Source organism: Spectribacter acetivorans (assembly GCF_031846305.1).
Classification (GTDB): Bacteria; Pseudomonadota; Gammaproteobacteria; order Nevskiales; family Salinisphaeraceae; genus Spectribacter; species Spectribacter acetivorans.
In genome coordinates, this window is record NZ_JAVRHY010000002.1 from 130,563 (window position 1) to 154,146 (window position 23,584).

25 protein-coding genes are annotated in these 23,584 nt (G+C 62.3%); 12 read left to right on the forward strand and 13 right to left on the reverse strand.

Annotation, left to right across the window (positions count from 1 at the left end; translation table 11 throughout):
* Nucleotides 1-20 precede the first annotated feature (20 nt).
* Together recJ and RM531_RS02605 are read left to right on the forward strand one after the other, a co-directional pair.
* Nucleotides 21-1,718, forward strand: a complete 1,698-nt coding sequence (gene recJ / locus RM531_RS02600) for a single-stranded-DNA-specific exonuclease RecJ (protein ID WP_349255382.1) — start codon at nucleotides 21-23, stop codon at nucleotides 1,716-1,718.
* An 89-nt stretch (nucleotides 1,719-1,807) separates the two neighbouring features.
* Nucleotides 1,808-3,805, forward strand: a complete 1,998-nt coding sequence (locus RM531_RS02605) for a hypothetical protein (protein WP_311657084.1) — start codon at nucleotides 1,808-1,810, stop codon at nucleotides 3,803-3,805.
* A 647-nt stretch (nucleotides 3,806-4,452) separates the two neighbouring features.
* Here the strand turns inward: RM531_RS02605 and RM531_RS02610 are convergent.
* Complete coding sequence (locus RM531_RS02610; RefSeq protein WP_311657086.1) at nucleotides 4,453-5,676, reverse strand: ATP-grasp domain-containing protein; 1,224 nt, start codon at nucleotides 5,674-5,676, stop codon at nucleotides 4,453-4,455.
* A 401-nt stretch (nucleotides 5,677-6,077) separates the two neighbouring features.
* Here RM531_RS02610 and RM531_RS02615 point away from each other — a divergent pair, with 401 nt between their 5' ends.
* From RM531_RS02615 to RM531_RS02640, 7 genes are all read left to right on the forward strand, one after another.
* On the forward strand, nucleotides 6,078-6,557 hold the full coding sequence (locus tag RM531_RS02615; protein WP_311657088.1) for a hypothetical protein: 480 nt from the start codon (nucleotides 6,078-6,080) through the stop codon (nucleotides 6,555-6,557).
* Between the two features lie 82 nt (nucleotides 6,558-6,639).
* On the forward strand, nucleotides 6,640-7,113 hold the full coding sequence (locus tag RM531_RS02620) for a hypothetical protein (RefSeq protein WP_311657089.1): 474 nt from the start codon (nucleotides 6,640-6,642) through the stop codon (nucleotides 7,111-7,113).
* 84 nt (nucleotides 7,114-7,197) lie between these two features.
* Nucleotides 7,198-8,025: a hypothetical protein gene (locus RM531_RS02625; RefSeq protein WP_311657091.1), complete on the forward strand. Its 828-nt coding sequence runs from the start codon at nucleotides 7,198-7,200 to the stop codon at nucleotides 8,023-8,025.
* Nucleotides 8,026-8,136: 111 nt separating this feature from the next.
* On the forward strand, nucleotides 8,137-8,430 hold the full coding sequence (locus RM531_RS02630; protein WP_311657093.1) for a hypothetical protein: 294 nt from the start codon (nucleotides 8,137-8,139) through the stop codon (nucleotides 8,428-8,430).
* A 64-nt stretch (nucleotides 8,431-8,494) separates the two neighbouring features.
* The gene (locus tag RM531_RS16170; RefSeq protein ID WP_489753837.1) at nucleotides 8,495-9,010 is read left to right on the forward strand and encodes a DUF8453 domain-containing protein; all 516 of its coding nucleotides are present in this window, start codon (nucleotides 8,495-8,497) and stop codon (nucleotides 9,008-9,010) included.
* Nucleotides 9,011-9,107: 97 nt separating this feature from the next.
* Nucleotides 9,108-9,860 (forward strand): hypothetical protein, encoded by a 753-nt coding sequence (locus RM531_RS02635; protein ID WP_311657095.1) that lies wholly within the window; start codon nucleotides 9,108-9,110, stop codon nucleotides 9,858-9,860.
* Nucleotides 9,861-9,900: 40 nt separating this feature from the next.
* The gene (locus tag RM531_RS02640) at nucleotides 9,901-10,734 is read left to right on the forward strand and encodes a hypothetical protein (RefSeq protein WP_311657097.1); all 834 of its coding nucleotides are present in this window, start codon (nucleotides 9,901-9,903) and stop codon (nucleotides 10,732-10,734) included.
* Between the two features lie 46 nt (nucleotides 10,735-10,780).
* Here RM531_RS02640 and RM531_RS02645 read toward each other — a convergent pair whose 3' ends face one another.
* The 3 genes from RM531_RS02645 to RM531_RS02655 all read right to left on the reverse strand — a co-directional run bounded on the left by RM531_RS02645 (nucleotide 10,781) and on the right by RM531_RS02655 (nucleotide 13,451).
* Entirely contained in the window at nucleotides 10,781-11,632 is an 852-nt protein-coding gene (locus RM531_RS02645) for an alpha/beta hydrolase (protein ID WP_311657098.1), read from the reverse strand.
* Nucleotides 11,632-12,321 (reverse strand): SOS response-associated peptidase, encoded by a 690-nt coding sequence (locus tag RM531_RS02650; RefSeq protein ID WP_311657099.1) that lies wholly within the window; start codon nucleotides 12,319-12,321, stop codon nucleotides 11,632-11,634. Before RM531_RS02650 ends, RM531_RS02645 begins: the two co-directional genes overlap by 1 nt.
* 62 nt (nucleotides 12,322-12,383) lie before the next feature.
* Nucleotides 12,384-13,451, reverse strand: coding sequence for an NAD-dependent epimerase/dehydratase family protein (locus tag RM531_RS02655; protein WP_311657101.1), 1,068 nt, complete (start codon nucleotides 13,449-13,451; stop codon nucleotides 12,384-12,386).
* A 187-nt stretch (nucleotides 13,452-13,638) separates the two neighbouring features.
* Between RM531_RS02655 and RM531_RS02660 the strand changes: the two genes are divergently transcribed.
* Nucleotides 13,639-13,989 (forward strand): DUF1428 domain-containing protein, encoded by a 351-nt coding sequence (locus tag RM531_RS02660; RefSeq protein ID WP_311657102.1) that lies wholly within the window; start codon nucleotides 13,639-13,641, stop codon nucleotides 13,987-13,989.
* A gap of 60 nt (nucleotides 13,990-14,049) precedes the next feature.
* Here RM531_RS02660 and RM531_RS02665 read toward each other — a convergent pair whose 3' ends face one another.
* The 4 genes from RM531_RS02665 to RM531_RS02680 all read right to left on the reverse strand — a co-directional run bounded on the left by RM531_RS02665 (nucleotide 14,050) and on the right by RM531_RS02680 (nucleotide 16,742).
* Nucleotides 14,050-14,730: a glutathione S-transferase family protein gene (locus RM531_RS02665; protein WP_311657103.1), complete on the reverse strand. Its 681-nt coding sequence runs from the start codon at nucleotides 14,728-14,730 to the stop codon at nucleotides 14,050-14,052.
* Between the two features lie 30 nt (nucleotides 14,731-14,760).
* Entirely contained in the window at nucleotides 14,761-15,594 is an 834-nt protein-coding gene (locus RM531_RS02670) for a redoxin domain-containing protein (protein WP_311657105.1), read from the reverse strand.
* A 4-nt stretch (nucleotides 15,595-15,598) separates the two neighbouring features.
* Complete coding sequence (locus RM531_RS02675) at nucleotides 15,599-16,207, reverse strand: TetR/AcrR family transcriptional regulator (protein WP_311657106.1); 609 nt, start codon at nucleotides 16,205-16,207, stop codon at nucleotides 15,599-15,601.
* Nucleotides 16,208-16,382: 175 nt separating this feature from the next.
* A complete protein-coding gene (locus RM531_RS02680) occupies nucleotides 16,383-16,742 on the reverse strand; it encodes a hypothetical protein (RefSeq protein ID WP_311657107.1) in 360 nt (119 codons plus the stop codon).
* 236 nt (nucleotides 16,743-16,978) lie between these two features.
* Between RM531_RS02680 and RM531_RS02685 the strand changes: the two genes are divergently transcribed.
* Nucleotides 16,979-17,467 carry a retropepsin-like aspartic protease family protein gene (locus tag RM531_RS02685; RefSeq protein ID WP_311657108.1) on the forward strand — a complete coding sequence of 163 codons (489 nt, stop codon included), beginning with the start codon at nucleotides 16,979-16,981 and terminating at the stop codon, nucleotides 17,465-17,467.
* Here RM531_RS02685 and RM531_RS02690 read toward each other — a convergent pair.
* The 5 genes from RM531_RS02690 to RM531_RS02710 form a co-directional block, all read right to left on the reverse strand.
* On the reverse strand, nucleotides 17,464-18,720 hold the full coding sequence (locus RM531_RS02690; protein ID WP_432280496.1) for a cysteine desulfurase: 1,257 nt from the start codon (nucleotides 18,718-18,720) through the stop codon (nucleotides 17,464-17,466). The genes RM531_RS02685 and RM531_RS02690 overlap by 4 nt on opposite strands.
* A 5-nt stretch (nucleotides 18,721-18,725) precedes the next feature.
* Complete coding sequence (sufD, locus tag RM531_RS02695; RefSeq protein WP_311657110.1) at nucleotides 18,726-20,060, reverse strand: Fe-S cluster assembly protein SufD; 1,335 nt, start codon at nucleotides 20,058-20,060, stop codon at nucleotides 18,726-18,728.
* On the reverse strand, nucleotides 20,057-20,821 hold the full coding sequence (sufC, locus tag RM531_RS02700) for a Fe-S cluster assembly ATPase SufC (protein WP_311657112.1): 765 nt from the start codon (nucleotides 20,819-20,821) through the stop codon (nucleotides 20,057-20,059). The genes sufD and sufC overlap by 4 nt, the downstream gene beginning before the upstream one ends.
* Before the next feature lie 126 nt (nucleotides 20,822-20,947).
* On the reverse strand, nucleotides 20,948-22,417 hold the full coding sequence (gene sufB, locus RM531_RS02705; RefSeq protein WP_311657113.1) for a Fe-S cluster assembly protein SufB: 1,470 nt from the start codon (nucleotides 22,415-22,417) through the stop codon (nucleotides 20,948-20,950).
* A 21-nt stretch (nucleotides 22,418-22,438) separates the two neighbouring features.
* A complete protein-coding gene (locus RM531_RS02710; RefSeq protein WP_311657114.1) occupies nucleotides 22,439-22,894 on the reverse strand; it encodes an SUF system Fe-S cluster assembly regulator in 456 nt (151 codons plus the stop codon).
* A 176-nt stretch (nucleotides 22,895-23,070) separates the two neighbouring features.
* Here RM531_RS02710 and RM531_RS02715 point away from each other — a divergent pair, with 176 nt between their 5' ends.
* Nucleotides 23,071-23,523 carry an acyl-CoA thioesterase gene (locus RM531_RS02715; protein WP_311657115.1) on the forward strand — a complete coding sequence of 151 codons (453 nt, stop codon included), beginning with the start codon at nucleotides 23,071-23,073 and terminating at the stop codon, nucleotides 23,521-23,523.
* Nucleotides 23,524-23,584 lie beyond the last annotated feature (61 nt).

Below are 23,584 nucleotides of genomic sequence, written 5' to 3' on the forward strand. Positions count from 1 at the left end.
CGGCCCGGGACGGGGCCGGGCTGGTGCTGCGCCGCCGCCCGCCTCAGGCTGCCATCGACGCACTGCCGGCCTCGCTGCCGACGCTGCTGCGTCGCGTCTACGCCGCCCGCGGGGTTGGTGACGCCGACACGCTGTCGCTGGACCTCGCCCGTCTGCCGGACTTCCGCCAGCTTGCCGATATCGACGCCGCCTGCGGCCTGATCGAGCAGGCCCTCACCGACGATCAGCGAATCCTGGTGGTGGGGGATTTCGACGCCGACGGTGCTACCGCCACCGCCCTGGCGGTGCACCTGCTGCGGGCCTTCGGCGGCCGGCAGGTGGATTACCTGGTGCCGGACCGGGCCCGACACGGCTACGGTCTGAGCCCGTCCGTGGTCGAAGCGGCCAGGGAGTTGCGCCCGCAGCTGATCATCACCGTGGACAACGGCATCGCCAGCCACGACGGCGTCACCGCCGCCCATGCACTGGGCTGCCGGGTGCTGGTCACCGATCACCATCTGCCCCCGCCCGAGCTGCCGGCCGCCGATGCCATCGTCAATCCCAACCGCGTGGATTGCCCCTTTCCGGACAAGGCGCTGGCCGGGGTCGGGGTGATCTTCTACGTCATGCTTGCGCTCCGGGCCCGGCTGCGCGAACGCGGCTGGTTCCGCGACCAGCCGGAACCGGTGCTGGCGGATTATCTCGATCTGGTGGCCCTGGGCACGGTGGCCGACGTGGTGCCGCTGACCCACACCAACCGCGTGCTCGTGGGCCAGGGTCTCAAGCGCATTCGCCGCGGCCGCACCCGGCCGGGCATCGCCGCCCTGGCGCAGGTGGCCGGACGCGAGCTGAACCGGCTGGTGGCCACCGACATCGGCTTCGGCCTGGCCCCGCGCCTGAACGCGGCCGGACGGCTCGACAACATGGCGTTGGGGGTGGAATGCCTGCTGGCGGCACACGCCCATGGTGCCGATTCCGCAGCACTGGTGCTGGAACAGCTCAACGCCGAGCGCCGCGAACGTCAGTCGCAGATGCAGGACGAGGCGCTGGCCTCGCTGGCCGCCCTGGACCTGGGCGACGCCGGCCTGCCGTCCGGGCTGTGCCTGCACGAAGAGGACTGGCACGAGGGCATCGTGGGGTTGGTGGCCGGCCGCATCCGCGAACGCTACCACCGGCCGGTCGTCGCCTTCGCCCGGGCCGGGGCGGGCGGCCTGAAGGGGTCGGCCCGATCGGTGCCGGGTGTGCACATCCGCGACGTGCTGGCCAACGTGGCCACCGCCCATCCCGGGCTGGTGGACAAGTTCGGCGGCCACGGCATGGCCGCCGGTCTGAGCCTGGCGGAACACGAGCTGGACCGTTTCCGAGATGCCTTCGCCCTTGAGGTGGACCGCTGGGTCACTCCGGCCATGCTCGACGGCATCATCGATACCGACGGCGCCCTGACCGGCGACGACTTCAGCCTGGACACCGCCCGGGCCCTGCGCGAGGGCGGCCCCTGGGGCGCCGGGTTCCCGGAACCGGCGTTCGACGGCGAATTCCGCGTGCTGGATCAGCGCATCGTCGGGGAACGGCATCTCAAGCTGACCCTGATGCCGGCCGAGGGCGGCGCCGCCCTGTCCGCCATCGCCTTCAATCAGGAGCACAAGGTTGGCGAAGGCATCTATGCCGTCTACCGGCTGGACGTCAACCGCTATCAGGCGATGGACAACCTGCAACTGGTGATCACCGCCATCGCCTGAAACCCCCGCGGGCCCTTGTGTTATCGTCGCCGGCCGATACTACAGGCGGACTTCATCGCGGACCGGCGCTCAGCCGGCCGCCGCTTTTCATGGCAACTCCCGACCCGCACAACGCGCCTCCACCGGCCAACGACCGGCAGATCGGTCACTTCGAGCGCATGCTCGACAACCTGGCCGCTGCCCGAAGCTTTGGCAAGGGCATGCACCAGACCCGCCTGCTGGCGCTGGTACCCCGGCTGCTGGACAGCGATGACGGGGTGGCCGCGCTCTACCGCCTGGCGCCGCGCTTCGACAGCGCCGGCGTGTTCCTGGGCGGGGACTGGGCCGAGCCGGCCAACCTGCAACCCCGGCTGGTGCGGGTCACGCTGCTCAGCGGCGGCATGATGCCGGCGCTGGAGTGCCTGAATCAGCTGCGTCTGCTGGCCATCGCCACCGGCGAGGCCGAGCCCGCACCGGATTTCGATGCCGGCGCCGCCCGGCGTTTTCTGGACGAAGTACTGGCCAGCAATCTCGACCTGCTGTTTCCCACCGCCACCGAGGCCGACCGCGAACAGCTCAACCCCATGCGGCCGCGGCTGCAGCGGCTGTTCGCATTTCTGGTCCGCACGCTGGGCCTGAGCGGCCTGCTGGCCGCGCTGGTGGACGAGGCCGAGCGCGTGCTGCAGCAACGCCCGATCATGGTCCAGCGCATCGAACAGCTGCTGCATGCGGCTCACCGGGCGCTGGATGAAACCGATGCCGTCACCGACGACGACAGCGAAGCCCGCGCCCGCCGGCTGATCGACGCCCTGCACGGGCCCACCGAACTGGCCCGCGAACACGCCGGTGACGACTACACCGCCGCGCTGACCGCGCTGGACCCGGAAACGCTGGCGGTGGAAGCCCGCGTGTTCGGGGAATCCATGGCCGGCACCGGGCTGGTTGCCCCGCAGCATGCGCTGTTGCTGCGCTATCTCGCCGAGAATGCCCCCGAGCGCCTGCCCGACGCGCTGGCCCTGGGGCCGGTGGGCCGGGTCGTGCTGGTAACGCACGGCGACCTGGTCAGCGAGATCATCGGTTACGCCATCTTCCCGGAGACCGCCCGCTGCATCTATGGCCTGTGCCGGCTGCTGGAGCAGGGCACGCTGTTCTTCGATCCGGTACCGCCGGGCCTGCGCCGGCTGATGGTGCTGCCCATGAACGAAGACGTGGCCCAGCAGCTCCGTGCCACCAGCGAATGGCCGACCCCGCCCACCGCCAACGTGCTGCTGGTGGCCGGGACGCTGTCCGTGCTGGGTCAGCCGCGCGGGGTGGATCAGGGCCACAACCCCACCTGTCAGGCCGCCCGCGCCATCAGCATGTGGGCGCAGAACGACGCCGGGTATCTGCTGGAACTGATCGCCCGCGCCGCCCGCGACGGCGAGCTGTTGATGCATTTCGAGGGCGACGCCATCGCCTCGGCCGGTCTGGACGCCGGCCTGGCCAAGTCGCTGCACACCGAACTGGACCCGGTATCGCTGGTGCTCACACCGCACCTGGACCGCGTCTACATGGAAATGAGCCGTCGCACCATTGATCGGCCGGGTGACGGCCACCGCTGGGTGAATCCCGAATTCCACGGCTGGTGGGTCAAGCGCGGCTTCGCCGAGGTGCTGGACGACGACCAGGCCGTCAGCGGCTGCGACGACTTCATCCGCCTGTTCCACGCCGCCTACCACCCGGTCTACAACGGCGGGCGGCAACTGGTATACGTCCAGCCCTGCGGCGTGGCGGTCACCGACTACCGCGGCGAATTCGTGGGCTGGCACGCGATTGCCATCGAGCGCATCGAACGCGGTCCCGAGGGCGAGTGGCGGGTGTACTTCTACAACCCCAACCGCGACCGCGGCCAGGACTGGGGGCAGGGCGTGGTTACCACCACCCGCGGCCATGACGAACTGGAAGGCGAGTCATCGCTGCCCTTCGGCCAGTTCGTGTCACGGCTGTACGTATTCCATTACGAGGCCCGCGAAGTCGGCGACCCGGCCGCCGTGCCGGATGCCGATGTCGCCGCCATCCGCGAGGCAATCGCGGTGAGCTGGGCCGCGAATATTCCCTGGACAGACTGAACGACTACTGCTCGGTCCCGAGAAACCATCCCCTCTCCCGCCAAGCGGGAGAGGGTCAGGGATGGGGTTCTTCCAGGAAGCACCAAAGCTTCGCCGCCCCTCATCCTGACCTTCTCCCTCAGGGAGAAGGGACGGCGAGCCGCAGGGCCGAATTCATTCGGCCTTTTCGTCATCGCCGCGAGAAAGGCCCATGCTAGCGGGGCTGACGCGGCGATCTCTCTGCCCGGATAACGCTCTGGAACAGATCAGGCCGATGAGATAGCCCGCGGCGATCTCCTGGCCAGATCACACCACCACGCAAGCGGAAAGCCATCCCCTCTCCCGCGAGCGGGAGAGGGCCAGGGAGAGGGTTCCTCCGCGAAGCACCACAGCTTCGCCATCCCTCATCCTGACCTTCCCCCTCAGGGAGAAGGAACGGTTGGATAGCGGGATGGCAGCCAAGAAGATCCGCCGAGCGGTAGGTCCGAATGCATTCGGCCTTTTCGTCAGCGCGAGGAGGGCCCGTGTCAGCGGGCCTACCGCGGCGATCTCCCAGCCGGGTCAACCACCACGCAAGCGAAAACCCATCCCCTCTCCCGCGAAGCGGGAGAGGGCCAGGGAGAGGGTGACGATGAGCGCGCGGGGGCAAACGCCCCCGCCAACCACCCCTACACGTAGTAGTCCAGCTCTTCCTGTGCCTTGAGCAGGTCCCGCAGCGTGTGCGGATCCTCCCCGAAGAAGAACACCAGCCCCCAGTGTGTGCCGAAGGCCGTACGCTTGGTGACGGTCTCCTCCAGCGGCTCGGCGAGTTCGTGGAACTCGTAGTAGGGGTGATTAGAGGTCTCCTCGGGAATCTCCAGCTTGCTGACCACGCGCCGCCGCGGGTACACGCCGAAGCACCCCGCATGGCCGGTGGCCCCGGTCACCGCATCCGGGAAGAACGCGTCGACTTCTTCCTGAGTGGTCTTGGGGTCGAACACCAGGATATTGGCCTGATAGGCGTTGAAGCCGTAAGCCCGCTCGATCAGCTCGAAGGCCTTGAAGCCCGGCGGGCGGTAGGCCACCTCGCCGAAGTACATGGTGCCGTCCGAGGTCACGAAGTACTCCGGGTGAATCTGCCCGAACTTGATGTCGAACGTCTTGATCAGCTTCTCGATCTGCTCGGTAATCAGCGCCCGCCAGCTTTCCAGCTCCGGCGTGGCCGGCACGAACACTGAATAACCCAGCGTCACGTACTCCGAGATGTTCAGGAACTGGATCTTGCCGTCCCACACCCAGGCTTCCACCGCGAATTCCCAGCCGTCCAGATGGCTTTCCATCAGCAGCGGGTACTCGCTTTCCGGAATGGTGTCGATTTCCTCCGCCGTGCGGATCATCCGGTGGCCCAGGCACCCGGCCTTGTCGAAGGCCTTCAGATGGATCGGGTCATCCGGGTCACCGTCCAGCTTCAGCAGTGTCTGGTTCACCCGGCGGAAGAAGCGGTACACGTCGTCCTTCTCGTGCGCTTCCTCGAAGATGCCCACCCGGATGCCGCCGAGCTGCGCCCGGCGCTTCATCAGCGCCTTGTCGCGGAACAGCACCGCCTGACCATGCAGGCGCGGGTTCTCCATCAGTACCGAGTTGATCGCCCCGGCCCATTCCACCGTTTCCTCGAACAGCGGGATGGCCACGTCCACGCCCTCGTCGCGCAGCCGCTCGGCAATCTCCATCGACTTGTCGTTCAGGCGCTCGAAATTCCACGGGATGTAGGGAATCTCGTGTTTCTTGCAGTAGTCCTCGGCCCAGTCCGGGGCCACCACCACGTACCGCCGGTCGAAGCGATCCGCTGCCTCGATGGCGCCCAGGCTCCAGCCGAGCAGGGCGACGTAGCCTTTGTCCGGATTCTTATCCATGAATACTCCGTTGCGTTGCATGAGACCGCCGGCGAGCACCGCCTGCGGCCAATCTCACCAATCAGCGTGCCGCGAAACAGGCCCGAACCAGGTCAGGCTTCGCGCACCGCCGGATCAGCGACGATATCCACAGGGTAACAGGGAGAGGTGGTTGCCTTCTTGCCTCGGCGGGGGCAACGTGGTTGGAACGACGTTCACGCCAGCGGGAAACGGGACTTCGTTTGGGGTCGGACGAAGTTGGTAATTGCGTCGGCCAAAGTTGTTGGCATAGCAATACCCAAGAGTCTGAAAACAGCAGGTTAGACGCTACATGAATTTGTTATGCGACATGCTGCTTAAAAGCTATATCGACATCGGGTCGTATAGCTAGGCGTTATGCAGTAAGAAGGAGTTAGCAACCGTTGGAAATCATTGACGTCTTTTTGTCTAGACCAAACTGGGTCGCAGATCATGTCGAAAAGCACTTTCATGAGTTCTATCCGCTCTTGGAGCAGCAGGGTTTCAGACCGCGAACAATTGGCAAGGACGTTGTTCCCTTGTCGACGCCATTCGATCACGTAGTGAAGGTGATGCAGCAGTGTCAGTGCACTATCGTCCTTGGACTCCCGCAAATTAGGGTTGAAACGGGAAGAGTCAAAGGGAAAGAAATCGAAGAGAGCTTCTCCCTTCCGACCGAATGGAATCAAATCGAAGCAGCCATGTCGATCATGCTGAATAAGCCGACGCTGATGATGGTTCACAAAGGCGTGGCCGCCAGGGGGTTGTTTGATCGCGGAGCGGCCAATGTGTTCGTTCACGAGTTCCATACGCTTGGACGAAAGTGGGTGAAGGACTTTGAGCCAAAGCTTGCGGCACTTAGACACGCTGTTTTGCATAACTAAGCCATGGAGCCGACCGGGTAAAGCGCTGACGCGCTTCACCCATCGGTTCATGGCTAGCGTTAGGTATTAAGGAGCAGATTTGGTGGCAATCGACGAGGAACGCCTTTACGAACTACGTGACGATGCCACAACCAAAGAAAAACTTGTGCTCGCTATATACGCGGGTGCCGGCGGGTTTGCCGTCGCTTGCTTAATTAGTGTCGTTGCGTTGCCGCGCTACTCTTGGTTGGTCGTGGCAGCGGCATGTTTGTTTGCTATTGGAGCAATCTCGTTAGCTTTTGTGGTTCTATCGATGTATCACGTGCTCCACAAGACGAATGACCTCCACATAGGTCACGTAATAATTTCAGAAAATTTTGGCAAAAAGCCAAAAGAAATTGCGTTCGCTTCAATCCCGCTTGGTTTCCTATTATTGATGCTGCATATTTCCTATCTGACGTTTATTGTTAGCTTAGTATCGGTGATCTTAGCGTCACGGCATTTTTTAAGGTTTAAAAAAGAGCTAGATAGCCTGACAAATCTTCGCGAATTCGTTAAGCGAGAACGCGATGCCTAACATAACGCTGCAGTTGACCGCCCAAAGCGCTGCCGCGCTTCGGCCGGCAGCTGAGCGTCGGCGTTATGCAATAAGAATTGACCTATGATCTTTGAACAAGCCTTTATGGCATTGCCTGAATTTTTGTCTGGGACACCTTTTGAGCGGTATCAGTTCGAAGGAACTATCGTTACTGCATTCTCAATGGCTGTCTTGCAAGAGTTAAATTCGAGACATATCCAAAATCCAGTTTCACTCCTTCGCGCTGAAGTAAACTACCCGATAGATGAACGAAAGCGCGCCGATTTACATATAGACCTTCGAAGGTTACAGCTATTCAATGACGAGCTACGATCCTATGGATTCTATGAAAACAACTGGTTGGAGGCTAAATTCTGCCGTCTAGGAAATTCTAGAAAGCCAGTAACCATACCTCTTGCATCTACTTTTTTACTATTAAAAGATTTCATTAGGCTTTGCTCGTTGGTTCCCGATAATCAGCTTCAGGACGACCCCTCTATCGGTGGACGATACCTTCTCCATGCATACCAAGGTGACCCATCACAATATTTCGTTTTTAAAAGAAATCAGAATAAGTCACGCGCCTCTAGGGAATGGATAAGCCCACTTTTGCATTCAGGAAAACAAGTTGTAGAAATAAACGATCTAAATCGAGAAAAGACTCAGGAATTCAAAAAATGCGTAGGCAAAAAGGCGGGTTTCATTAGCCTAAAAGCAGGGGTTACCAATTTTGTCCATGAACCTAGAGAATACAATGACGGTGTTTATCATATAGTATTAACTAGAATTGACGACTTTGAGTTGTTTTTAGGCCGGAGATCGTTCGGTAGAAAGCATGGAAAGATTCTTGAAAGTGGTAATGGTTATGGGTTGCATGGACCTAAAATCGTTAACCATATCCTGACAGACTAATGCATAACAAATGTAGGCTGTCGGACAAGTTACTCGCTGCGCTCGCAACTTGCCGCAGCTACAAGCGTTGTGTTGAACCGAAATGGGGTTGTGGCGCAACGGTTGCTGTAGATGAATAGCGGAAATAACCAGGAATCCCGGTTGCGCAAGCTGAAGATCCGCGCCCTGATGTGGTGGTATGGAGGTGTGTCGAAACGTCAGGCGCTACGCAAAAAAACGGGCGTGCTCCGGTCTGATGAGCCATTTGAACCGCCGGAGCATCCGAACCGACATTGGACGGCGATAGTCGTAGTCTCAGTCGTGCGATTCATGCGCAATAATCTTGCGGGGTTTATCGTGGCCGTGGCCGTGGGAATTGTAGTGCTTGCGATCGGACAGGAGTTCTTCGGCGGTAGTTCGCCATAACACGTCGCTCGAGGGGACGCTCGCAAAGCTCGCGCCCCTCAGCTATGCGTTAGAGGGAAGGCAAATGAGAGTGTGGTGCTGGCTGGTCGCCAACGCGGAGGTGGTGGCTGCCCTGTCAACAGTCTTGTTGGCTGCGCTGACGGCGGTTTATGTGATCTTTACCGGGCGTCTAGCAAGAGCCGCGCTTGCCGGCCATCAGCCAGCTATATGGGCCGATTTGGAGCTTGTGGGAGGCAGCAGTGTGCGGTTTGTTCTCGGAAATGACGGACCCGGGGGCGCGAGAAACCTAAAATTTGATGTCACGGATTCGTTCGATTGGCAGCGGGCTGGCAGTTCGACGCAAGGCGTCGGGAATCTCCAAATACTGACCTCAGGTGTACCCTATATACCTCCAGGACGAACATTAAAGTATGACGTCGGCGAAACGAAGCTGCCCGCTGACCAAGCGCAGGACGCATCACATGTCATAGACATCACGCTAACCTTCGATACTGATATCGAGAAGGGAGTCAAGAGACGTTTTACATTCAACCTCTCGAATTACAGAGGAGTTTTGCTTCACTCATTCAGGTCCGGGTGATGAAATTGAGCTCTAACAACAGCGTGAGCGCGGACCGGATTCTCCGTTGGCGCTCCGAGCGCGGCTGGTTACGCTGGGAGTTAGGTTCACTGTGCCTATGGTGACGAATACATTCTCTGCATATCTGTTCTCTTTTCCGTTTTGGTTGTTTGTTGATCAACGCAATCCGCCTGCATTAACGATGGCGAAAGTCGGGTTGCAAGAAGTTCGGGTATATCCGCCTTTCAGAAGTGCGGAGGCGAATGCTATGCCTATGCCAGCGATCCGTAGCGGCGCAGTGCCATTCTTGCCGGGTCGCCGTCCAAAACATGTTAAGGACGGCGATTCGTCAACCCTCATGTGCCTTGCGACAATGCCGCAACTTAAGATTGCAGGCTTACAAGATTCTGGAAATACTATTGTGTGGGGTGAATCGTGGGAGCGGGATAACATTCCAATTGCCTTTCCCATGGACTCTCTGAGAATCGATTGGCTTGCGGATACTGATGGACAGCGAGACTTTCAGCCGAGCGAATTCGTAAGACGGCTGATTTTAAATCTTAGATATATTAGCCGCCAATGGTGGTTATCAGCTTCTACGGCTCCGCTACTCGGCTGGCTTAGAAATGAGTTTCCCATTGATAGATTCGGAAAGCCCGAAGGTGATCTGTACGCTGGCGGAAAAGCGAGATCTCCTCGCGGCACAGAGCGGCCGATCAATTTGTCGATGTCGCAAAGAGCTATTACTCTCATTCAGGAAAATTATACGCCACCGCTCGCTGATCAGCTGCTCATGGATGCAGAATACAATGGTTCGGCTGGCGAATATCTTATTATCGAATCAATTCCTATGTTCGATCAGCCGAATTAGAATTCTAAAGCTACGACCTTTTTGATGCGTGGAGAATAAAGTGAGCAAAGTTAAATTGTTTTTTGTTGTAGCAGGTGTTTTTTTTATTGTTGCCTGCGAAGCAGTGCCTGGCGGTAAAATGACTCCGCTAAAACAAGCGGAGTCTCGTCTCGGGGTGGACATTAAGCCATCGGAATACAGAGAATTAGATGGGTCCGGAGAAACTTATGCAATATTTAAGTCTGGTGAGCATAAAACGTTAAGTCGTCCTGATGTTTTTGCCCCTGAAGTTGGTAGACTGTACGTGTCTGAGGCCGCTCCTGCTCCAATTAAAATAATAAAACACTCGAACGATATTTTTTGGAAGGTGGAGGCGGAGCCAATCAATGGCCGTACTAGACAGAACGGTGGTGGGACTAGTTGGGTAATGTCTCTATCGGAGCCATACCTGATAGGTGAAAGTAATGTAGAAATGGTCGATGATACTGAGCCGCGCAGCGGGGAAAGGCCCCTGATCACCAGTATAGTATCAAGCATTCCTGATTCATCCGGTGGGGTGGATTTAATAGTAATGATGAAAAATCCTCAAAACAGTAAAGCTATTAAATATCTCTCTTTTGATTTAACATCTTACAATGCGGTTGGCGATCCGGTGAGTGGACGTATTGGCGATGCGGATCGGTTTGGCTTGAAGTTGACTGGTCCAATCAAGCCAGATGGTAAAGAGAAAAAATACACAAGCCAGAATGTTCTCTATAACAGTGATGTAACCTGTTTTAAATTAAATGCAGTAAAAGTAGTATTTATGGATGATCGAGAACGTATTTTCTCCGGCCATGATTTGAGCACCATCCTTCACGGAGATTTGCCGAATTCTTGCGCGTATGAGGGTTAGTGACTAGGGGAGGGGGTTATTCTTGCGCCTGTCCGCAAGCTGCAAACTATTCTCGTACATCTGCCATTGATTGGATGAATTCCACGATCGCCCTCTGATAAACCCCCTCATTCCGCACCAGCGTCTGATTGTGCCCGCCACGTAGTGCCACCAGCCGGGCGTCCGCGGCCTTCGCCAGCCGTTCCCCGTGGTGAAACCCGATGATGTCGTCCTCCCGTGAATGCAGTACCAGTATTGGCGCGTCGATGTCGGGGGTTCGATCCAGCGTGTTGTAGCCGAGCCTTGCGAGTTGCCGAACCGGCAGCCAGGGATACACCTCGCCGGCGATGTCCGGCACCGATGTGAAGGTGGAATCCAGAATCAGGCCGGCGGGCTCCACTTTTGTGGCCAGCCAGGTGGCCACGGCGCCGCCCAGCGACTGGCCATGCAGGATGATGCGATCCGGCGGCGTTTCCCGGCTTTCCACCAGATGCGACCAGGCGGCTTCGGCATCGCGGTAGGTTCCTGATTCGCTTGGCTGGCCGGTGGACTGGCCATAGCCGCGGTAGTCGATGATCAGAACGGACAGCCCGATGTGGTGGAACAGGGCGAGCAGGTCGACGCGATCGCCGATGTTGCCGGCGTTGCCGTGGAAGTGCAGCAGGGTGGCCTTGGCATCCGAGGCCGGGACGTACCAGCCGTGCAGGGTTTCGCCGTCGGCGGTTTCCAGGTGAACGTCTTCGTAAGCCAGCCCGAAATCAGCCGGGGTGGCCCGCAGGTCGCGGCCCGGGGTGTTGGGCATGAACAGCAGGCGTTCCTGGAACACGAACATGCAGCCGGCCAGCAGCAGGAATGCGGCGCCGCCGGCGAGCAGCAGAGTGAGGATCATGCGGGGCACGGTGGACCGGTCACGAGTCATCAACCGTATACCGGCTCGCCGGCCGGTTCCGTCTGCGCGGGAACGTCGCCGGCGTTACGCGTGACCGGGTAGGCCATGAGCCAGTTGTCGGGGCAGGGGGCGAGCAGCTCGCGGGCTTCGTCGGTGTCGCCGAACAACCAGCGGTTGCCGCGCGCCCAGTCCAGGATCACGGGCATGCGGTGCTTGTTCCCGCCCGTGTTGTGCAGCGGCCGCATGAAGGGGTTGGCGTCGCAGGTGATCAGGCCGCAGCTGTGGTCGGCCTCGCTGCCGTCGCGGGACTGGTACGGGTTCCACAGACCGGCGAAGAAGAACAGGCCGGCCTCGGCCGGGCGGATGCAGTGGCGGGTCTTGCGGCCGTCGATCTCGGGCCATTCGTAGAAGCCGGCGGCGGGCAGCAGGCAGCGCCGTAGCCGGAACGGCGTGGCGTACATGCGGCTTTCGTCCAGGCGCTCGGCCCGCAGGTTGAAGGTGGGCAGGCGCCAGGCCTTTTTCGAGTCGTAGCGCGGCGGCAGCAGGGTCCAGTACATGGCCTCGCCGATGTAGCCGCCGTCCGGCGCGGGGCGAATGACTGGGACGTGATTGGTGATGCGCACGTCAAAGTGCGACTCGAAGTCCTTCCAGAACGGCGGGATGTGCGATATGGCCTGCTCGTAGGCGCGCTGGTCCGGGGTGAGGTAGCGGGTGCACATCAGTGGTCTGGCCGGATCATCCGCCTGGTATGCCGGTTGCAGGGTTCGTCGCGTGCCAGGCGTCAGGCAGTACGCTTCTTCAGCCGGCCGCTGTCGATCAGTTGGGCGAAGAAGTCGTTCATGGATTCGTCCAGCGGGCGGTAGGTGACGCCCAGGATGTTGCGGCTGCGGCTGTTATCGGCCCGCCAGGGCAGGTCGACATTGCGGCTGATGAACTCACGCGTGAGGCCCTTGGTGGTCAGTGGGCCCACCAGCCACACCAGCCACTTGGGCAGCTTGCGGCGGGGGATGGGGTAGGCATCGCCGTAGCGATCCAGCAGGGTGCGGGCCATTTCCAGAAAGCCGGTGTTGTGGCCGGAAACGATGAAGCGGCCCTCGGCTTCCGGCACGAAGGCGGCGCGGAAGTGCGCCTCGGCCACGTCGCGCACGTCCACCGCGCCGAAGCCGATGTCCGGAATGCCCATCTTCATGGTGCCGTCGCCGATCTGCTTGACGATGTTGAAGCTCTCGGATGTTGCCTTGGCGTTGGTGCCCGGGCCGATCACCAGCGACGGGTTCACCGTGACCAGCCGCCAGCGGGACTGGGCGTCGGCGAGCTTCCAGGCTTCCTTCTCCGCCAGCAGCTTGGAGTAGGAATAGGCCTGGTGATCCACGGAGGAGCTGGTGTTCCAGATTTCCTCGGTGAACACGCCATTCGGGGTGTCGGCCAGGTCGGCGTTGTCGCCGTAGATGGCGGCACAGCTGCTGGTGAGCACCACGCGTTCCACCGAGGGTGTGTCGTTGACCGATTCCAGCACGTTGCGGGTGCCCAGCTGGGCGGGTTCGATCAGGTCCTTCTGCGGGTCCTTCACGGCGATGGTGAACGGCGAGGCGGTGTGGAAGACGATCGAGCAGCCGGCCATGGCTTCCTTGTACGAGCCGGGCGTGAGCAGATCAGCCCCGAAGTAGCGGATGCTGCCGGGGGCGTCCTCGGCCATGGCATCCAGGTGGCGGCGCTTGTCGGCGTTGTCCGGGTCACGCACGGCGGCGTGCACGGTGAGGCCGGCATCCAGCAGACGCTTGACCAGCCAGCCGGCGACATAGCCGGTGGCGCCGGTGACCATGACGGGTTTCGAGGTGTCGATGTTCATGCAACGGGGTTCCGCGTTGGTTCAGGCGAAATGATGGCAGCTTTTGCGGCCGTTCGCACGGGCTGAAAATAGCCCTGAATGCCGTTGTGGCGGCCGGTGCGGGCCTTCTGGTTGGCTTCTGACGACGGGCGTAATATCCGGATCAGGCGGTGGACGAGGCTTCCGTTTTCTCCCAGGAGTGAATGACATGAACTACGTGGATGGATTCGTGGCCGCGGTACCAGCGGCCAGCAAGCAGGCATACACGGATTTCGCGCAGGCCGCGTTGCCGCTGTTCAAGGAGTTCGGCGCCACTAGGGTGGTGGAGTGCTGGGGTGACGACGTGCCGGATGGCAAGGTCACCGATTTCCGCGGCGCGGTGAAGGCGCAGGATGACGAGGTGGTGGTGTTTTCCTGGATCGAGTGGCCGTCGCGGGACGTGCGGGATGCCGGGATGAAGAAGATGATGGAGGATCCCCGCATGCAGGCGCTGGGCGAGATGCCGTTTGACGGCAAGCGGCTGATTTACGGGGGCTTCGCGCCGATTCTGGACGCATGACCGGCGCCGGCGACGCCGGTCATGCATCGTTGTGTCGAGCCAGCGCGGCCGGGTGCGGCGTCAGGCCTTGCCGGTCTGCAGCATCGACTGCGCCATCTTGGTGACCTCTTCGCCGCCGTCGTCCAGCACCAGGGGTTCCGGGATGACGATGCCGCGCTGCACGGCCGGGCGTTCGCCGATCGCCTTCAGCCAGCGTGAGAGGTTGGGCAGGTCGTCGGTTTCCACACCCGCCCAGAAGCCCACGGATACCCAGGACCAGTTGGCGATGTCGGCGATGGAGTACTCGTCGCAGAGATAGTCGCGGCCTTCCAGACGCCCCTCCAGCACTTCGTACAGGCGGCGGGTTTCGGACTGGTAGCGCTCGATGGCGAAGGGAATCTTTTCCGGGGCGTAGCGGTAGAACACGTTGGCCTGGCCCTGCATGGGGCCGACCCCGCCCATCTGGAACATCAGCCACTGGATCACCCGGGAGCGATCGGCCGTGCCCTCGGGCAGGAAGCGGCCGAACTTCTCGGCCAGGTAGATCAGGATGGCGCCCGACTCGAACACGGCCAGGTCGTTCTCGTCTGTATCGACGATGGTGGGGATGCGGCCGTTGGGGTTCAGCTTCAGGTAGTCGGGCTGTTTCTGGTCCCCGTTGGACAGGGAGATCGGGTGCAGCTCGTAGGGTACGCCCAGTTCCTCGAGCATGATCGAGGCCTTCCAGCCGTTGGGGGTGGACGCGGTATAGAGATGAATCATTGAGTGGATCCTTGTCGTGGTTGACTTGGGTTAGCCGGCGGCGTGGCGGTCGAGCACGTCGAAATACTGGGCTGGTTCCGGACGCACGCGATAGTTCTCGGACAGGTCGACGTGAATCACCGTGCCCCCGGCAGCGGTGATGAACACCGTGGGGCGGGGCACATCCGAGTCGTAGCCCAGCACCTGCATGCCGGCGGGCAGGCCGTTCCTTTCCAGAATGCCCAGTGTGTCGGCGGCCCGGTTCTCGGTGTCGGTCAGGAAACGCATCGGAGCATCGAACTTCCGGGCCAGGCTGGCGGTATTGGCTTCCGGCTGCGGGCTGACCAGATGGACGGCGACCCCCCGCTGTTCCAGCTCGCGGTACTGGGCCGCGATTTCGCGCACCTGGGCCATGCACAGCGGGCACCAGTTGCCGCGATAGAAGATCCACAGCGCCGGGGTGCGGGTCAGCTCTGCCGTGGTCAGCGGCTGGCCGTTTTCCGCCAGGGTCAGGTCGGGCAGGGGCTGGCCCTCGCTCAGACGGGTTGTCGCCGACGGGAAGCGCGAGTACCAGAACACGTAGGCCAGATTGGCGATCACGCCCACGGCGAGGGCGATGAATGCGGGTATGCCACCGCCCAGGACGAACGCCAGCACCGTGCCGACGACACCGCCGGCGAGCACCAGATAGAGGTTCTCGCTGGTCCGGGGTGTGGCGACGGCGAACAGGCGAGCGAACAGCAGCGTGGGCGCGCCGCAGGCCAGTGCGGTGCCCAGCCAGGGCGACAGCAGGCCCACGGTCGCAAGCTGGTACAGCGAATACACGGTGCCAAGCAGGCCCGCCGTGATGAACGCGGAGACGAAGATCGATTTGAGCAGATTCATGGTTTTACTCCGTGTGGGCAACGGCGGGTGCCGGGGCCAGGGCATCGAGGGTTACCCGGACGATGTCGTGCAGGCGCTCATGTGATGCCCCGGCGCGGGCCGCGAGGTTGAGGCCGGACAGGGTGTTGAACAGGAAGCGGGCGAGCACCGCCGGGGATTCCGGATTGGTAATCTCGCCGCGTGCCTGAGCCGTCGCCACGGCGGCGGCAAAGCCGGATTCGATGCGTTCCACGATTGCACCGGTGGCGGCACTGACAGCGGCGTCCCGGCCGCCCAGCTCCCCGATGCAGGTATTGGCCAGGCAACCACGACGTCCGGCCGGGGTGGCCGCGTGCGCCAGGATGCGCGTGAATACTTCCCGGATATCGTCGAAGGCCGCATCGACGCGAAGCAGGGGCTCGATGGGGCCCGCGAAAAGCTGCCGGCCGTAGGCATCCAGGCATTCCAGCAACAGGGCCTGCTTGCCCCCGAAGGTGTCGTAGAGGCTGCTCTTGCTCAGGCCCGTGGCCGCCAGCAGATGATCAAGCGACGTGGCGCGATAGCCGCCCTCCCAGAAGGCGTGCATGGCCTTGTCGAGCACGGCGGTGCGGTCGAACTCGCGGGTGCGGGGCATGGATGGAGTCGGGCGACCTGATTTCGGACTGGTCAGTCCAATATCGATCAGCGGACCGAGTCTGTCAACTCATGAGGTTGAGGGTAGATCGGCGAGGTCAGGGGGCGACGGGCGTGGTGCCCGGCGGCAGGCCCGGCCGGTCATCCAACCGGCCGGGCCTCAGCGGGGTTCTTGTCTATCGTGTGCGGCGGAAGTTCTTGCCGGGCGGACCGAAGCGATGCTGTTCGCGCTCAACGGCTTCGACTTCCTCAAAGCGGGCGAAATCGGTCACGTTGGACTGATCGATTTCCACCACCTGGCGCCGGTACGGCGGCCGGTCGCGATAGTCCACCACCGTGAGGGTCTCGCCCACGGCGGGCGCCGGCCGGGCATAGGTGCGCGCCTCGGCTTCATCACGGGTCTGGAATTCGCGATCGTAGGGCGGCCGGCCGGAAAAATCGGTCACCATTATGCGATGCATGCCGGCTTCGCGGTCGGCGGCGACAACGGCCGGTGCCAGGGATGCGCCAAGCACTGCCGAAGCGGTGATGGTCATCAGTTTCTTTCCTCGATTCATGGGCAATTCCTTTCCTTTCATGATTGTTGGTTGCCTCTATTGAGGCGCTGCCTTGCGGGCAGTCGTCATCTGTTATGCGCTAAAGCAGTGCAAATCCACCGGAAAGGCACCAAACGGGTGCATATTGCGGCGGCGTCTCGTCCTTTTACAAGCTCCAACTCTTTGATTATATGCCGAACAGAAAGTTCGGCACGAGTGTTGCTCTGTTATGCAACATGAATGTTCGCCCGTACAACCTGGCCCTCCTGATCGTGGCCATGATGCTTCCCGGCGCCAGTGCCGCCGCTGCGGAGCGCTTCGGCTATTCGGCCGCGATGCAGGAAGTGGATTCCGGAAACTACTATGTCCACGGTGACTTCGGCCATGGCGTGGAAACCGATTTTCTGGTGGATACCGGTTCCGGCTACGTGGCGTTGTCCCGTCAGACCTTCGAGCGGCTCGAGCGCGATACGACGGTGAGCTATCTGCGCGAGATCACCGGCCGGATGGCCAACGGCAAGCTGTTGCGGGTGCCGGTTTATCGCGTGGCGTCGCTGAAGCTGGGGGATAGCTGCACGCTGACCGATATCGAGGTCACGGTGATGCCGGGTGGGGACCGCAACATTCTCGGCCTGAGCGCCCTGCGCAAGGCGCAGCCCTTCGCCATGCAGTTGAGCCCGCCGGTGCTGCTGCTGTCGAACTGCGGGGCGGAGCCGGTTACCTAGCCGAAGATTCGGGCCACGCTCGCCAGGCCCTCGATCAGCGCATCCACGTCGCTGTCGTCGTTGTAGGCGGCGAACGAGGCGCGGGCGGTGCCTTCCAGCCCGAAACGGGCCATGCCGGGCATGGCGCAGTGGTGCCCGGCGCGGACCGCCACCCCGGCGGAATCCAGAATGGTGGCGATGTCCTGCGGGTGGGCCTCGCCCATCACGAAGGACAGGATGGCAGCCTTGTGGCTGGCCGTGCCGATCAGGCGCAGGCCGTCGATCTGCGCCAGGGCGGCGGTGGCCCGGGCGCGCAGCTGTTCCTCGTGGGCGGCGATGGCGTCCAGGTCGAAACCTTCCAGAAAGCGGATTGCCGCCCCCAGACCGATGGCGCCGGCGATATTCGGGGTGCCGGCTTCGAACTTGGCGGGCAGTTCGTTCCAGGTGCTGCCCTCCAGGGTGACCGTCTCGATCATGTCGCCGCCGCCCTGGTACGGGGGCATGGCGTCGAGCAGGGATTCGCGGCCGTAGAGCACGCCGATGCCGGTGGGGCCGAACAGCTTGTGGCCGGAGAAGGCGTAGAAGTCGGCGTCCAGAGCCTGCACGTCAACCGGCATGTGGGCGGTGGCCTGGGCGCCGTCGATCAGTACCGGTACGTCGTGCTGGTGGGCCACGCCGATCAGCTCGTTCACCGCATGGATGGTGCCGAAGGCGTTGGACACCTGACTGATGGCGACCAGCCGGGTGCGTTCGCCCAGCTTGGCGGCGAAGTCGTCCCGGTCGATCTCGGCGGCATCGTTGACGCGCGCCACGCGCAGGGTGGCGCCGGTGGCCTCGCACACCAGTTGCCAGGGCACGATATTCGAGTGGTGCTCGATCTCGGTGATCAGGATTTCGTCGCCGGGCTGCAGGCGAGGGCGGGCGTAACTCTGGGCCACCAGGTTGATGGCTTCGGTGGTACCGCGGGTGAACACGATCTGGTGTTCCCGCTCGGCATTGATGAAGCGGGCCACCGCCTCGCGGGCGCCTTCATAAGCCTCGGTGGAACGCTGCGACAGCACGTGCACGCCGCGATGGACGTTGGCGTTGTCGTGTCGGTAGTAATTGGCCACCGCGTCGATCACCGCCGCCGGCTTCTGGGTGGTGGCGGCGTTGTCCAGATACACCAGCGGCTTGTCGTGCACCCGCTGGTCCAGCACCGGGAACGCGCTGCGCAGGGCGGCCACGTCCAGATGCGTTTCCGGCAGCCTGGTGGCGGTGTCGCTGGCCACGATCAGGATCAGGCCAGGCCGGCGAAGCGGCTGCCGGCGGGGAGCTTTTCCAGCACCGCGCGCTCAAGGAATACCCGGATCGGCTCGAGGTCGATCTGGCCGATGATCTCGTCGACGAAGCTGTAGGTGAGCACGGCGCGGGCACCGTCCTGGTCCAGGCCGCGGCTCATCAGGTAGAACACAGCGCTCTCGTCGAGCTGACCGACGGTGGAGCCGTGGGCGCACTTGACGTCGTCGGCGTAGATTTCCAGTTCCGGCTTGGCGTCGACCACCGCCTGCTTGGACAGCAAGAGCGAATCCGAGGACTGCTCGGAATCGGTCTTCTGCGCGTCCTTGTGGACGATGACCTTGCCGTTGAACACGCCCCGGCTCTTGCCCGAGAGCACGCCCTTGTAAGCCTCGCGACTGGTGCCGTGGGGCTTGGCGTGATCCACGCGGGTGTGATTGTCCACGTGCTGGTCGCCGGTTGGGGCGTAGACGCCGTACAGGTGAATTTCGGCGCCGGTGTCGTCCAGCCGGCTGTTGGTGTCGATGCGGGCCAGTCGGCCACCCAGGTCGATGCCGTAGTTGATGATGCGGCTGTCGCGCTGCTGGCGGGCGTGGAAGCTGGCCACGTGGTAACCGTTTTCCGGGTGCTCCTGCTGGATGCGGATGCGCTCCAGCCGGGCGCCCGGCGCCGCATGCACCTCGGTGACGGCATTGGTGAAATAGCTGTGCTCGCCCAGGCCGACATAGTGCTCGATCACGCGGATGTCGCTGTTGTCGCCCAGTTCCATCACGTTGCGGACCTGGGCCATGACGCGATCCTGACGGCCGCTGGCCACGATCAGGACGTGCAGCGGCTTGTCGGCCACCGCGCCGGCATCTGCCTGCAGATGCAGGCCGTCGGCGGCGAAGGCGGCGTTCATGTCGGTGAAGGCACTGCCGTGGCCGTCGACCGTGGTGCCCAGGACCGGGGCGCTGCCATCGGCCAGGCTCTCGGCCAGGGCGCGCACACGGATGCCGGTGGGCAGGGCGTCCAGATCCGACAGATGCGGCTGGAAGTGGCCGTCCACGATCACCGCGCGGTGGCAGTCCAGGTCGGTCGGGCACCAGTCGGCGAGATCGCCGCTGGGCACATCGGCGGCCGAGGTCGCCATTTCGAAGCGGGCGGCCTCGATGGCGCTGACGTCGGTGTACTTCCAGTCCTCGATCTTCTTGTGCGGGAAGCCGCCGTCGGCAAAGGCCCGCAGACGCTCATGGCGTTCGCGGGTCAGATCGCCGGGCAGGTCGCGCTCGATGCGCGCGAATTCCGCCAGATAGTGGTCGATGCTGGGGCTGATGTCCTGGCGCTGTCCGGTCATGATGCCTGCGCTTGCGTGTCGGCCTGTTCGATGCCGGCGTAGCCGGACTCTTCCAGCGTGTCCGCCAGTTCGATGCCGCCGGTGCGCACGATGCGACCGCCGGCCAGCACGTGCACCTTGTCCGGCACCACGTGCTCGAGCAGGCGCTTGTAGTGGGTGACCAGCACGGTGGCCCGCTCGGGCGAACGCAGGGCGTTGATGCCGTTAGCCACCGTCTTGAGGGCGTCGATGTCCAGCCCGGAGTCGGTCTCGTCCAGAATCGCCAGCTTCGGTTCCAGCATCAGCATCTGGAACACTTCGTTGCGCTTCTTCTCGCCGCCGGAAAAGCCTTCGTTGACGCCGCGCTTGGCCATGTCGGGATTCATGTCGACGTGGGCGATCTTCTCGTTGACCTGCTGCATGAACTCCATGGCGTCGATCTCACCCTCGCCGCGGGCGTTGCGGCGGGCGTTGATGGCGGCGCGCAGCATGTACAGGTTGGATACACCGGGAATTTCCACCGGGTACTGGAAACCCAGGAACAGCCCGGCGCAGGCGCGTTCGGCCACGTCCATGTCCAGCAGGTCGGCCCCGTCGAAGGTGACCTTGCCCTGAGTGACCTCGTAATCCTCGCGGCCGGCCAGCACGCTGGCCAGGGTGGACTTGCCGGAGCCGTTCGGGCCCATGATGGCGTGGATCTCGCCGGCTTTAACCTCGAGGTCGATGCCGCGCAGGATTTCGGTGCCGTCGACGTTGGCGTGCAGATTCTCGATCTTGAGCATAGTTGAAACTTGTTAGCGTGAACCGCGAAGAGCGCAAAGGACGCAATGCGTCAGATAAGGGTCATTTCACCAATCTTTGCGCGCTTTGCGACCTTTGCGGTTAGTGTGAATGCTGATCAGGGGGTGTTAACCCACCGCGCCCTCGAGCGTGACGTTGAGCAGCGCCTGGGCCTCCACCGCGAACTCCATCGGCAGCTTGCGGAACACGTCCTTGCAGAAGCCGTTGACGATCATGTTGACCGCGTCTTCCTCGGACAAGCCGCGCTGCATGCAGTAGAACAGCTGGTCCTCGCCGATCTTGGAGGTGGTGGCCTCGTGTTCCAGCTTGGCGGTGGGGTTGCTGGCTTCCACGTAGGGGAAGGTGTGGGCGCCGCACTTGTCCCCGATCAGCAGGGAGTCGCACTGGGTGAAGTTCCGAGCGTTGTCGGCCCGCGGCATGATGCGAACCAGGCCGCGATAGGCCTGCTCGCCCCGGGCGGCGGAAATGCCCTTGGCGATGATGGTGGACTTGGTGTTCTTGCCCACGTGGATCATCTTGGTGCCGGTGTCGGCCTGCTGCATGCCGCGGGTGACGGCCACCGAGTAGAACTCGCCCACCGAATCGTCACCACGCAGGATGCAGCTGGGGTACTTCCAGGTGATGGCCGAGCCGGTTTCCACCTGGGTCCAGGAAATCTTCGAGCGGGCGCCGCGGCAGTCGCCGCGCTTGGTGACGAAGTTGTAGATGCCGCCCTTGCCGTCTTCGTCGCCCGGGTACCAGTTCTGCACCGTGGAATACTTGATGTCGGCGTCGTCCAGGGCGATCAGCTCGACTACCGCGGCATGCAGCTGGTTCTCGTCGCGCTGCGGCGCGGTGCAGCCTTCCAGGTACGACACCTGGCTGCCGGCCTCGGCCACGATCAGCGTGCGCTCGAACTGGCCGGTGTTCTCGGCATTGATACGGAAGTAGGTGGACAGCTCCATCGGGCATTTCACGCCCTCCGGGATGAATACGAAGCTGCCGTCGGTGAACACCGCCGAATTCAGCGCGGCGAAGAAGTTGTCCTTGCGCGGTACGACCGAGCCCAGGTACTTCTTCACCAGTTCCGGATACTCGCGGATGGCTTCCGAAATGGAGCAGAAGATGACGCCCGCGTCGTGCAGCTTGTCCTTGAAGGTCGTGGCCACCGACACGCTGTCGAACACCGCGTCCACGGCGACGTTGGCGGCGCCTTCCACGCCGGCCAGCACTTCCTGTTCCTTCAGCGGGATGCCGAGCTTGTTGTAGGTCTCGAGCAGCTTCGGGTCCACCTCGTCCAGGCTCTTCGGCTTGTCCTTGGAAGACTTGGGCGCCGAAAAGTAGGAAATGGACTGGAAGTCGATCGGCGGGTGGTGCACGTGCGCCCAGTTAGGCAGCGGCATCTTCTTCCAGTGATGGAAGGCTTCCAGCCGCCAGTCGGTCATCCACTCGGGTTCGTCCTTCTTGGCCGAAATGAATCGGATTACGTCTTCATTCAGACCCGGCGCGATGGTGTCCGACTCGATGTCGGTGACGAAGCCGGCTTCGTATTCGCGGCTTTCGACGAGTGTATCGATGTCCTGTTCGCGTGCTGCCATGATTGCACCGTTGACGAAAAGTTAGGAACCCGGGCTCGACGCGATGCCGGGCGCGGGCTGCAGCGGCATGCTGAGTGCCGGGCGATTCATGTCCGCCACGGACACATCGGCCAGCGCGCCGCGTATCGCGTCGTTGATCACCCGCCAGTGCCCGCGCAGCCGGCAGACCGACTCCATGCCGCAGAGCCCGTCATGGGCTGCGCACTCGGTCAGGGAAACCGGGCCCTCCAGGGCCGCGATGACATCGGCGATACTGATGTCTTCGGCGGGCCGGGCCAGCCGGTAACCGCCCCGGGCGCCACGTGCCGAGTTTACCAGACCGCTGCGGTTCAGCCGCTTGAGCAGCTTGCGCACGGTGGGCAGCGCCACGCCGGTGGCGGTGGCCAGATCCGCGGCATTGCGGGTGTCGTCTTCCGCGTCGGCCAGCGCGGCCATTACCACCATGCCGTAGTCGGTCAGTTTGCTCAGTCGCAGCATGCCGGATACCGGACCATTTCAGTCCTAAATAGGGATGAGATGCTACGTTATCAACCGGTCGGCGGCAAGCGGAATCCGATTGACCGCGACCGCCCAACCCGATTCCAGTCATAACAAGGAGCCTTACATGCCCGCCCCAAGCCTGATTCGTGCCACTACGACGGCATGTTCCGCCCATGAGTGACGTCAACCACCTCGGCTGGGATTTTCCGGCTCCGTTCACACTGGACATTACGGTGCAGCCGGGGGATATCGATGCACTGCAACACGTGAACAACGTCACCTACCTCGGCTGGCTGGAAGCGGTGTCCTGGGCCCACTCGAAATCGCTCGACCTGGACTGGGATACCTACGAACGGCTTGGCGTGGCCTGTGTGGTACGCCGCCACGAGCTGGATTATCTGGCGCCCACCCACCTGGGAGACGAGCTGGTGGCGGCCACCTGGGTCAGCCGCAATGACGGCCGGCTGTCGCTGTGGCGGCGGTTTCAGATCATCCGCCCGGCCGATGAGGTGACGGTGCTGCGCGGCCATTCCCATTTCGTGTCGGTGCGGCTGGACAACGGGCGGCCCTGCCGGATGCCGAAGGAATTCAGTGAGGGGTATCGGGTGATGATCGAAGAGACATGATCGGGTGCACTGGTCACGTCATCGTGAGGCAGGCGAGGCGATCTCGAGTTAACTATTGCGC